This is a genomic window from Ectothiorhodospira variabilis (assembly GCF_022227625.1).
In the GTDB taxonomy this organism is placed as follows: Bacteria; Pseudomonadota; Gammaproteobacteria; order Ectothiorhodospirales; family Ectothiorhodospiraceae; genus Ectothiorhodospira; species Ectothiorhodospira haloalkaliphila.
The window spans coordinates 1-10,982 of sequence record NZ_JAJNAO010000032.1 but is presented as its reverse complement, the minus strand read 5'-3'; the positions used below and the strand labels follow the sequence as shown (position 1 = coordinate 10,982).

At 61.2% G+C, this 10,982-nt stretch carries 6 protein-coding genes; 1 reads left to right on the top strand and 5 read right to left on the bottom strand.

All coding sequences use genetic code 11. The features are described 5' to 3' along the window. From LPW30_RS15645 to LPW30_RS16160, 4 genes are all read right to left on the bottom strand, one after another. On the bottom strand, window positions 1-849 hold an 849-nt coding region (locus tag LPW30_RS15645), incomplete at its 3' end, for a restriction endonuclease subunit S (protein WP_239681328.1). Next, window positions 846-1,778: an Abi family protein gene (locus tag LPW30_RS15640; protein WP_239681327.1), complete on the bottom strand. Its 933-nt coding sequence runs from the start codon at window positions 1,776-1,778 to the stop codon at window positions 846-848. The genes LPW30_RS15640 and LPW30_RS15645, both read right to left, overlap by 4 nt. A 163-nt stretch (window positions 1,779-1,941) precedes the next feature. Beyond that, the gene (locus tag LPW30_RS15635) at window positions 1,942-3,921 is read right to left on the bottom strand and encodes a type I restriction-modification system subunit M (protein ID WP_239681326.1); all 1,980 of its coding nucleotides are present in this window, start codon (window positions 3,919-3,921) and stop codon (window positions 1,942-1,944) included. Then, the gene (locus tag LPW30_RS16160; protein WP_203225292.1) at window positions 3,918-4,964 is read right to left on the bottom strand and encodes an ATP-binding protein; all 1,047 of its coding nucleotides are present in this window, start codon (window positions 4,962-4,964) and stop codon (window positions 3,918-3,920) included. Before LPW30_RS16160 ends, LPW30_RS15635 begins: the two co-directional genes overlap by 4 nt. A gap of 285 nt (window positions 4,965-5,249) precedes the next feature. On the opposite strand from LPW30_RS16160, the gene LPW30_RS16225 reads away from it, so the two are divergent. Then, window positions 5,250-5,690, top strand: coding sequence for a TraI domain-containing protein (locus LPW30_RS16225; RefSeq protein ID WP_084306656.1), 441 nt, complete (start codon window positions 5,250-5,252; stop codon window positions 5,688-5,690). A 21-nt stretch (window positions 5,691-5,711) separates the two neighbouring features. On the opposite strand, the gene LPW30_RS15625 is transcribed toward LPW30_RS16225, so the two are convergent. Next, a complete protein-coding gene (locus tag LPW30_RS15625; RefSeq protein ID WP_239681325.1) occupies window positions 5,712-10,100 on the bottom strand; it encodes a hypothetical protein in 4,389 nt (1,462 codons plus the stop codon). Window positions 10,101-10,982: the final 882 nt, after the last annotated feature.

Sequence of the window (10,982 nt, the reverse complement as noted above, 5' to 3'; positions counted from 1 at the left end):
GGATCGGTCGATCTCAGGGGATGTTTTCGAATAGCCATGCAGCGGTAGCTCATCTCCAGACATGTCACTTGTCTTAATGTAGGGAACACCTCCCTCATAATCAGGTCCAGCCTGAACAATGCCGTAAGTAATAGACGTAGCAGGATTTACGACGTGCTTAAGCTGCTTTATTTCCCAATGCGCCGGCACCTCCCCCAGCCACTCCACCCCGGAGTCCTTCATCGGCACATCGGGATCAAGCCCCTTGGTGACGGCATGGGAGATCACCGCCTGGCGCTTCTCCTTGAGCAGTTCGATCAGGCGCTGCTGCTCCTCCACCAAGGCGTCGATGCGGGCGGTTTCGTGATCGAGGAAGGAATCTATGTGGTTTCTTTCGTCATGCGGTGGCCATGCCAAGGGAATAGACATCATTCGGGATTGCGTCAACTTATCTCTGGTAGAACCCTCGACGAAGTCGATATAGTTGGTTGCGTTAAGCCCATAGACAATTGATTTCACCCATGCACTATCGCCGGGACGAAGAACATGGATATGGTTATTTGGCCATACAGGACCCGAAGAATGAAAAGCCACAGGCTTTCCAACATCAAAAAAAGGTGCTCCATCTTCCCTGAGAAGAACTAGCTCCTCATCAAAAATTGCTTCATCCACATAATCCATGATTTTATTTGCACCCCAGTAGGGAACAGAGCCTTGCTTGCTGTATCGCTCTACCCCATTAAGCGGAATACGTTGGCCATCAAGACAAGTCACCAAATATTTAAGTTGCTTGACGTCCCAATGCGCCGGCACCTCGCCCAGCCATTCAATGCCGGAATCCTTGTACTCGGGATATTTCAAAAAGCTCATTTTCGATGCCCCACAAGTGAAGTGGGTTGCAGAAGTTCGAGCCAGTTGTCGGGTAGGCGCATGGCAGCGATGGTTCCACTGGGTTGCAGCTGCAGAAGGTCACACAGTCTTTGTGGCCAGGAGGTACCGGGGTTGATCACCAGCATGAGGTATCGAAGCATGACCAAGTGGTTGCGGATATAGCGGGCCTCCTCTCCCTCGGTCTCCGGATGAAGCAGATCGGGGATCTTCCTTATGTGAGGATACTTCTTGGGAAAACGCCGATTCCACAAGCGGGAGTGGTGTGCGCAGACGTTGCGTAGCTGGCTCAGGTTATGAAAAACACCGTGAACGATCTCGACCGTCGGAAGCCTTAGGTGATGCATCACCTCTTTCTGGATATTGGTTTCCCGAGTACTCTGAATCCACTTGGAAAGCGCACCGAAGCTGAGCGTCTCCGCCATCACCCATATTGGTGGCAGCCCTGGATCGCAATATTTCCCCCGGTAGTGCTCAATGAACACTTCGCTGCTCCGCCCCATATCGCTGGCTGCCTTGGCCACCTGCCCGGCGTGTTCATAGGCGCATTTGAAATGGTTAGAATCAAGGTAGGCATGGGGACCATGCCTCAAAGCGAGCGCATTGACCCAGGATGCGCGGATGGAGACCTCAATACGCTCCAGCGCCTCCAGACAGAGCAATCGCAACTTCCGATCAAAGACGTACCGGTCCAGTACGTCATCGAACGAGACTTGATTCAGAAATCGGTGAGACCGCTGGCCTTGCGTGACCGGGGGATGTTCGAAGGGCAGCCAGTAGGCGCTGAGGCGATAGTAGCCGATATGGCGAAGATAGTGTGCGGCACGTTCAGCAGAGGGCACATACATGCCTCTGTCCACCAACAGCGCGATCTGCTCGTCAATAGATGTGGGTGGCTTGTCGTAACGCATTACCACCACCCGAAAAAAAGTAACCCCCCGGTTTGAGCGTCACCGCAGCGGACTGCGGAATAGGCTTGGGGGGTGTTGTTAAGGCGGACGCTACCAGCATTGACGTCCGTTGTCAACCCAGAAAGAGCAAGGCAAACATCGTCCACTATTCCCTGCGACCGCCTCACGCCGACAGCTCCTCAATCATCCGCTTGATCCTATCCGTGCAAGCCTTCAGGTCGGCATCGATCTCCTCCAGCGGGCGGGGCGGTGTGAACTTGTAGAAGTGCCGGTTGAAGGGGATTTCAAAGCCGACGATGCCGATCTCCCCGTCCAGTTCGTCGCGCTTGCTCTCGTCGATCCAGGCGTCGGGGACGTGGGGCTTCACCTCCCGCTCGAAGTAGTCGAACACGGATTCACCCAGGGGCACGTTCTCATTGTCCCGCAGGCTGGTGTCCGGCTCCGGGTCGCCCTTGGCGTCGGTGCAGATGTCGGCCTCGGGGTCGCGCTCGGACAGGGCGCCCTGAATGGCCTTCATGACGGGGGCGCCCAGTTTCAGGTCCAGATCCTTCAGCGCCGCCTTCAGATCCTTCAGGAAGGCTTCGCGGTTGGTATAGACGTGCCCGGCATCCAGCCGCTCACAGGCGGCCTGGACGCCCAGGCGGGTGGTGCCATCAAGCTTCTGGATCGGCTTTTCCTCCAGCAGTCGCTGGATGCGCTCCGGGCTGGCCTGAAAATTCAGCCGCAGCGGACGCTCCACGGTGATGCGCCGGTAGCCGAAGGCCTCCACCGGGAAGATCCGGCTCTCCTCCGTCTCCCCGAAGGCGCCATACAGGCGCACGATCTCGTTGATGTCGCCATCGGCCACATACTGGCGCTTGCTGCCCAGGGACTTGCGCATCTTGCTGGCCCGGTCGGTGGCGTTGATCAGCTGGACCTTGCCCCGGCGCTCGGCGTGTTTGTCGTTGGAGAGGATCCACACATAGGTGGCAATGCCGGTGTTGTAGAACATGTCGGTGGGCAGGCCGATGATCGCCTCCACCAGGTCGTGCTGCAGCAGGTAGCGGCGGATTTCCGATTCCCCGCTGCCGGCTCCACCGGTGAACAGGGGCGAGCCGTTGAGGATGATGCCGATGCGTGACCCGCCCTCCTGGCGGGGGCGCATCTTGCTCACCAGGTGCATCAGGAACAGCAGAGAGCCATCGGACACCCGGGGCAGACCGGGACCGAAGCGCCCATCGAAGCCCTTCTGCTTGTGCTCATCGGTGATCGCCTTCTGGACCTTCTTCCATTCCACGCCAAAGGGGGGATTGGAGAGCATGATGTCGAAGCGTTCGCCCGCCAGCTGGTCGTCGGAGAGGGTGTTGCCCAGCTTGATCTGCTCCACCGCCTGACCCTTGATGAGCATGTCGGCCTTGCAGATGGCGTAGGACTCCGGGTTGAGTTCCTGCCCATGCAGGGACACGGTCACGTCCTGGCTGACCTGCTGGATGTATTCGTCACTCTCGGAGAGAAAGCCCACCGTCCCTGCCGTGGGGTCATAGACGGTGACGATCCGGTGCGGTTGCAGCCGGTCTTCCTGACCGGTGAGGATCAGGGAGGTGGTCAGGTGCACGATGTCCCGGGGGGTGAAGTGTTCCCCGGCAGTCTCGTTGGAGCTTTCCGCGAACTTGCGGATCAGTTCCTCGAACACCAGCCCCATGCCGTAGTTGGAGAGCCGCTGCGGGCTCAGGTCGATGGCGGCGAAGCGCTGCACCACCTGGTAAAGGAGGTTGTTGGCGGTGAGTTGCTGGACGAACCCCTCGAACTCCAGGTGCTCGAAGATCTCCCGGGCATCCCCGCTGAACGACTGCACGTAGCTCATCAGGTCATCGCCGGTCTGGGTATCGGACAGGGTGCCCAGGGTCAGGGGTGAGGCATTGAAGAAGGGCTGATTCGCCGCCCGCAGCAGCAGCTTCTCGCGCACCGCATCGGGTTTGCTCTGGTGTTCCTGGGCGGCGCCGAGCACGTTGGCCCGGGTGGGCTCCAGCACACATTCCAGGCGCCGCAGCAGGGTGAAGGGCAGGATGATGCGACCGTACTGGGACTGCTTGAAATCCCCGCGCAGCAGGTCCGCCACGGACCAGATGAAGGCGGCGAGCTGGGAGTGATTTTCGGTGTTCATGTCAGATCCTTGAGGTATTGCTGGCCCTTTGCGGTCAGGCGGTACTGCTGCAGGCGACTGTTTGGGGTCTCGGGCAGTGTCATCTCGATGAGTCCCCGTTGCAACGCGGGCACAAGGTAATGACGGCGGAAATGGGCACGATGCCGAAGTTCCAGGTGTCGGCGAAGTTCTCCTGGTGACTGCGAACCCTCGCGTAATAACTGAAGCATAGGGAGGAGTGCATCGGACTGGGTCACTGACTGGGTCACTGACTGGGTCACTGGGGCGTTTTCTGGCACAACCACCGGCGCTGCCAGCCAGACACTCATCCGAATGCGATTGGCAATTTCTTCAATATGTGGCTCCGGCAGCCCCTGGACGGCCGCCTCGGCAAAGATACGCTTGACGCCACTCCCCCACTGTTCGATCAATCCGAGTTCGCGGAACACGCGGGCGATCACGGGATTGCGGATCATCGAAACGCCCCGTTTCATCTCGTCGATGGTCATGCCCGGCATCAGCAGCCCGGGGCTTTCGATCTCGATACGATCATCGAAAAACGCGATCCGAATCGGGCTGCCCTGCTGCGAGTAGTCGCAATGCACCAAGGCATTGACGACTGCCTCACGCAGCATGGTCAGCGGGATGCTCCACACGTCGCGGCGGCGCATGGCCCCGAACTCCGCGCTCTTGAAGGCGTGCTTCTTGAGAAACAACTCGATGCTGTTGACGGCTTGTGGCAGGGGTTCATGGATATCCGTCTGATCGAAGATGTCGATTTTTTCCGTGCCACGAAATCGACCGCACTGCACCCAGGCATCTGCGAAATGCCATTGACGCTCACGGCCAAACAGCAGGATGCCGCCTACACTGGGTACCAAACGTCCCTGATAAGGCATCAGCAGCCGCAGGGTGCGCAACCTGGCTTCCCCCAGGGGGGCGTCACTGCCAAAGGCCTCCTGGATGGCCGCTTGGTCCAGATCCTCGATCGACAGTTCTGTCATGGGTTGCGCGTCGAAGGTGGTACCGCGCACCTGCCGTTGCATTTCCTCAATCGAGTGCACGCTGGAACTCCAGCTGTTTGCCTTCCGGCTGGGCAAGCAGATCCTCGATTGGGTGCATCATCACGCGATTTCCTACCGCATACGAACCAGCTTATTGAAGTGGACCCCAAGCGGCAGCCCATCCGCGAGGACACGGCTCTCGAAGACCATCAGGAACCCGCCGATTCTCCATCAACGCACCAGGTACCTCAACCTTCCTGGCGCGCAGGAATATCCGAAAACCTTCATCCTCCCAATAGACCATAAACTCTTGGACACCTCCCGCCCCCGCCCTACCATGCCCCCATGAACGCTCTGACCTCCTGGATCACGCGCTCGCTGGGCCATAAGCCAGGCCGAAGCCTGCCCGGCACGGACGCGATTGGATCGCCAGCGCGCCTGATACCAATCCAGGATGCCCAGACCCTTCTCAATCCCACACACCGCCAGGCTATGCTGGCCCAGATCGCCAGGTTGACCGGCCTGCCCGGCCCGCATCACCACGCCCTCGTATTGGGGCCCATCCGGCAATACGCCAGCTTCGTGCAGCAATTGCCCGCCTCCCAGGCTCACCATCATGCCGGCCTGGGACGGAGCCTGACAGTCGTCCGGGTTGCTTTGAGGGGACCGTCACCCCGAGAGCTCAGGACTCGAGCGAGGACATTGCCCACGAAGCGACTGAGCCAGACCGAAGTGTGCTGTATTATGTGCGCGCGGGCCTCGTCGGCAAAAGAGCGGCAAAAATGATGAAGCTCCGAAAGGTGGCCTTTAACGAAACTGCCCCAGGGCCGTGATGGTCAGCCCAATCCTGTCGACCACGTCCAACCCGTGATAGCCGGTGAGTCGCCGCACCTGACGGTCCGCTTCCACCGGGTTATGATTGGCCAGCTCCATACTTTGGGCCAACTGGGTGAAAAAGTCATAATCCGCGCGCAGCTTGGCACGGTGCTCCGGATCTGGTGTGTTGCGCAGCCTTTCCCGCAGCAAGGGGCGCACCTTGGTGTTGATGTCCTTGGCGGTTCCCCGGTAGACCTCCCAGGTGACGTTGTCGCGCCCCATGTGGGCGTAGTGTGACGCCATGTGCTGGGCCTTGAACTCGGTGATGCGGGCAGCGTCAGCGGCGTGGCGCGGATCAATGGCCTGCAGGGCGCTACCCTGCGCCCCCAGCACGTCCCCACGCCCAATGATCTCGGGGAAACGTATCCAGGGACTGGTGTGCCCGCCTTCGGTGCGATAGGCCTCCAGATGCGCGTTCGTGGTGACCATCTGAAACGACTCACTGGCCGATCGGCCTCCGGCGTGGCGACCATATACCCCCTCGAATATCTTGTTCAGCCGCCCATTGGCCTCGTAAAGCCCCAATGCCTGGGTCTGGCCCGTCACCGGGTCGCGATAGCGGATGTGCTGGCCATCCCTGACCGTCACGGCCAGATCCAGATCCATGCCCGGAGAGGTGTTGCCCGCATTGCGAATGGGTCGAAACGATAACTGTTCGGTGTCGTAACCGGCGCGGGCCAGTTCGTTGCGATAATCCCGCACCACTCGCCGGGTGTGCAGCCGATCGGTGGCGTTGTACTCGCGTTGCATTTGCCGGTGCTGAGCGCGTTGGGCCGGAGTCATGTCCGGATCGCCGAACTTCAGGTAGCCCTTGGCGTGGGGGGCATGCTTGATGGCCGCAGTGCTGTCCATGAGGCGGCGCTCCATCGCCCGAACCTGGGAGGCCGGGGCGCCACTGCGCTTGAGATGACGGTGTTCCTGGTACAGATCATGATGGCTCTGCACCATCGCCTTGCCGTATTGCCGCTGCTGGCGGAAGTCCACCTCCCTTTGTGCCTCACGCCAGGCACCCAGACGCGCCTGCTCGCGTCCCCGGATGTACTTGTTCTGGTAATGCAGACCGACATTGGTGGCATAGCCGATGGCCTGCTGACGCACGTACGAACGGGCCCAATGGCTGGCGCCGCCAGTGATTCCACCCGTCTGATAGCCCTCGTAAAAGGTGATGACGTGGTTGGCCCTGGAGGAATACTGACGCACCATGGTGGTTCCCAGTCCGGCGATCATGCCCGTGGCACCCCGATAGTCCTCGCCCAGCACACCGCCGGTCTGATAGCCATCCACCGAACCCGAACTCAGACTGTAAGCCAGAGCCACCGTGCCACCCCCGGTGATGAAGGGTGCCGCCAGCATGGTGTACTCGCTGGCGGTCTTGACCGTTTCCAGGCGATCCTCGTACCACTCATACCACTCGGCGTCGGCCTGATGCCGGTCGAACTCGGCCAACTGCCCCTGCTGGGCTCGCTCCAGAAGGCCGTGGGTGACCTCCCGTAGCTGATCCAGGTCGTAATCCGTGCCCAGGGTGGCCTCCGCCCAAGCCCGGGCGTCCATGCGATCCTGCTCCGGCATCAGCTCGAATGCACGCTCGTAGCTGTCCACCACCCGGGTTTCCTGGGCGATCTTCTTGGCCAGCGCTCTGGTGTTGTTCTCCGCCTGGAGCTGAAGCATGTCGTCCCAGCCGGTGCGGGTGCGTGTGAATTGCCCGGTCTGCAGGGTAGCGATGGCGTCGATCTCCCCTTGCAGGTCAGCCTGCTTGGCGAGAATCATCCAGGACAGATTCTTGCGGGCTTTCGCGTCGGTCGCCTGCGACAGCATGGAACGATAATGGCCGAGGTCATCGCGCAACAGGTCGATATTGTTCTCATGGTGGGCGATGCGTGCGGCAATCGGGTCCACCTCGGGCACTTCTTCAGGCGGGGCATCGGCTGCGTCGGCGTGGTCCGCCATGAGCAGATCGCCCTCCAACGGTGCGTCACTCAGGAGACGTGACTCGATGCGACGCGCCAGGTGCCGGGCTTCGTCGGCAGACAGCTCGGTGAGCCGATAATGAAACCGGGCCTGAACGTTGCCACAGTCGGTGTGCGCAATCACGGCCATCACATGGTCGTGCTGTGACTGGCGAATCTCGCCACTATGGAAGGGGATCACCGGTGTTTGCCCTGCGGGACCGGTGCCAGCTACATATTCCATGCCCGGCAGTCGCGGCGCCGCCATGGCTTGGGTCATGGCTGCGGAAAGGCTGGTGTGACGCTGCCCCGAAGGTGTGCGGTACACCCGCCACCGCCACTCTCCTTCCCCTCCCACGCGCGGTCGCCACTCACTGCCATCGGCCATCACAGCAGGGGGGAACGCCCAATTCATCCCGGTCCTTCGAGATTCTTCCTCCACGGTAACGGTCTCGGTCTCGACCCGCGGGCCGCTGCCAGGCTCGCCAGCACGCGGATTGTACACCTGGACGCACGAGCCATCCTGCACGCAGGCCGGCACGCTCACCGTTGGTGCCTGGTAATGGGTCTCCCGTCGGGTGGTCTCCACCTGCCAATCCAGACTCATGCGCCCCAGGGAATACTCCAGGTCCACGGGTACGCAATGCCTTTCCAGGTTGGGGTTCATTTCCGGGTACCCCCAGGGCTGACCGGTCAGTTCACGACGCTCCATATCCTGATCATGGGAAACGTCCACCAGCACCCAGTGCAGCTCCTCGGGATCCGGCAGTGGCGGCAGTTCCCCGCCCGCGCGCAGGAAGTCCTGATAGGCCTGTCGACTCCGGCGATGCTGGGCGAGGGCTTCCCGAAGTTCTTCACGGTTCTCCTGGATTGCCTGCTGAATGCTTGCCCGGGACTCACCGGTCACGTAGCGCCGCACGACCAGCCCTTCCGGCTGGCGCTGATGCACCGTGCGCCGTGCGCTGGTGACCTCATCTCCCACCACCCGATAGTGATCCACGAACAAGCGTTCCGGGGTGGGTCGATAAAAGGTCACCCCGAGCCTCTGGCCCCTGTCTTCGTCGTAGTCGTAAGTCACCCAGCCATCCGGCAGGGGATCGGCATGAATCACCTCCCACCAGTCACGGTCCCTGCCCATATCGGCCCGGATGCGCTCACCCACCTGGTCGATCACGCCCTGCAGTTCGGGCATCACGTCTTCGTCATGGGAGGCATAACGATCGCGTTCACGTTCTTCAAAACGGTAAAACATGACAACGCCATCGGGCTCGGTACTCAAGCGCTCATAGACCTGATGAATGGCATGCCGCTCAGCGCGCCGGTGCCGTGTCCAGCCGTCCGGGTGCTCCTCGCTCTCTTCCAGTCGGATGGAGATGGGTGCCTGCATGTAGGCCCCTTCCAGTTCATGGGATGGCATCAGGTCATTGAGCCGGCGAGCAAAACGCTGCTGAGCGTCGCAGGCGTCCATGCGCGGATCCGGCGGGGGCCCCAGGGCTTCCATGTGATCCCCCAGGGTTGTCAGGCGCTGCCCGTGGGACTGCACACGCTGGTGGATCGCGCCGACTACCCTCATGTGGCTTTCCACTGTTTCGTCGGCATCATACGCCGCTGCCATCTCGGCCTCGAACAGGGCCTCCTCGAACATTTCAAAGAGCACATCCAGGGCCCGTGCATGAGCCAGGGCTTCCACCAGCAGCGGGTTCATGCGGTCCAGCCAGTGCAGCAGTGCCATGGATGGAAAGTCCATCACCTGAGCCCAGGACTCTTCGTAGGCCATGGCCTGTGAGGGATCCATGGGAGGCATGAACTGGCGCATGACCTCGCGGGTGACGCTCACCGTGGCATCCAGCTGTACCTGACTGAGGCCTTGCACCTGTTGAGCCAGGGGCGTTTGCAGCAGGTCGTGTGGATGCTCCGGCCATTGATGGGAATCCGCTTCACGGTCCTCTTCCGCCAGTTCCAGGCCCCGACAGGGGTCAGTGAGCAGTTCGGTGGCCTCCTGGCCCAGATGTACCCGCTCGGGAACCGGCTCCGGGTATTCAGGGAACACCGGCTCATGTACCACCGCGGCCTTCCAAAGCGCTGCCAATTCGGGATCGACGGGCACGTCGGCATCGGCCTCGACGAGTCTTGCCACCAGGGCATCGACAAAGGCCGTCAGATCCTCGAGATCATCCAACCGCCGGCTCAGGGCATCCGATTCGCCGGTATGGGCCTGCCAGAACCAGGCCAGCACCTGTTCGGGATCCGCCCCCATCAGATCCACGCCCTGGTCGCGAAGCTCCAGGGCGAGACGATCAAAACGCGGTGGCAATGCGCCCCAGGCGCGCAGCGCTCGCAGGGTGAGTCGACCCTCGAAATAGAGCGCTGCCATCTCATGGACCTGGTCATCCGACAGCGATTCAATCGAGTCTTCAGCGGTGCCATTCCCCGCCGCCAAAGCCGGGATCGCCGAGTGCCCAAACAGCACCATCAGGCTCAACAAACCGACCGCAGTGAACCGGCACAATTGCCCCAACGGATCGTTCTTCGCCACCGTGCACCCCCATGCTGATCGTCGTGCTCGCACGCCCTTGACCATTGGCATCGGATCAGTCGGGGGCGCGCCATGCTGCAAGCCTCCTACACAGCCGCACAAAAGTAACGTCGACCGTGTGTCGACTCAGCGACGGTGGGTACCATACTGTCCTGGCGATGACCGGGAAGAGGACAGGGACTGAGGGGCACGAGCGCCCTGTGGGGTGCCCGCCGCCCCGAGCAGGGCGCCCCCGTGCATCGGGTCATGGACATCGCGCTGACCGGGGAAGACCGCGATCAGATCGATCGCATCCTCGACACCCACATCACCGACCCGGTAGGGCCTGAGTTCATGGCACCGCCGGCACGTAACGGGTGATTCATCACAGTCTACTGAGCCCCCTGGACTGATCAATCGGCCTCCCGATGCCGCCCTGGCCACAACACCATCCGGCCAGGGCGGCATTGAACTTGGCGCTCATGTTTTGAAAAACCGATCCACGCGAATCATTACCAGGGGGCGGCCCAGTTCAGCTCGGCATAATGGGTGAGGTGGAAGATGATTCCGCTCGCAACACGTGTTGCGCCCACCCTGAGGCAACGAGCCAGCGCCGACGCTACCCAACGGCCCCATCCAATGACAGCCGGACCTGCGCAGCGCGCTCCACGGTCGGCATAATGGAGTGGGCCCCAGTGAATCAACACTATGGGCCTGAGTCTCTTGCATGAAGGTAGTGAG

Excerpts from the sequence above, each read along its gene's own strand:
- LPW30_RS15640 (WP_239681327.1), bottom strand. The coding sequence starts at position 1,778 with ATGCGTTACGACAAGCCACCCACATCTATTGACGAGCAGATCGCGCTG.
- LPW30_RS15635 (WP_239681326.1), bottom strand. The coding sequence starts at position 3,921 with ATGAACACCGAAAATCACTCCCAGCTCGCCGCCTTCATCTGGTCCGTG.
- LPW30_RS16225 (WP_084306656.1), top strand. The coding sequence starts at position 5,250 with ATGAACGCTCTGACCTCCTGGATCACGCGCTCGCTGGGCCATAAGCCA.
- LPW30_RS15625 (WP_239681325.1), bottom strand. The coding sequence starts at position 10,100 with ATGGCAGCGCTCTATTTCGAGGGTCGACTCACCCTGCGAGCGCTGCGC.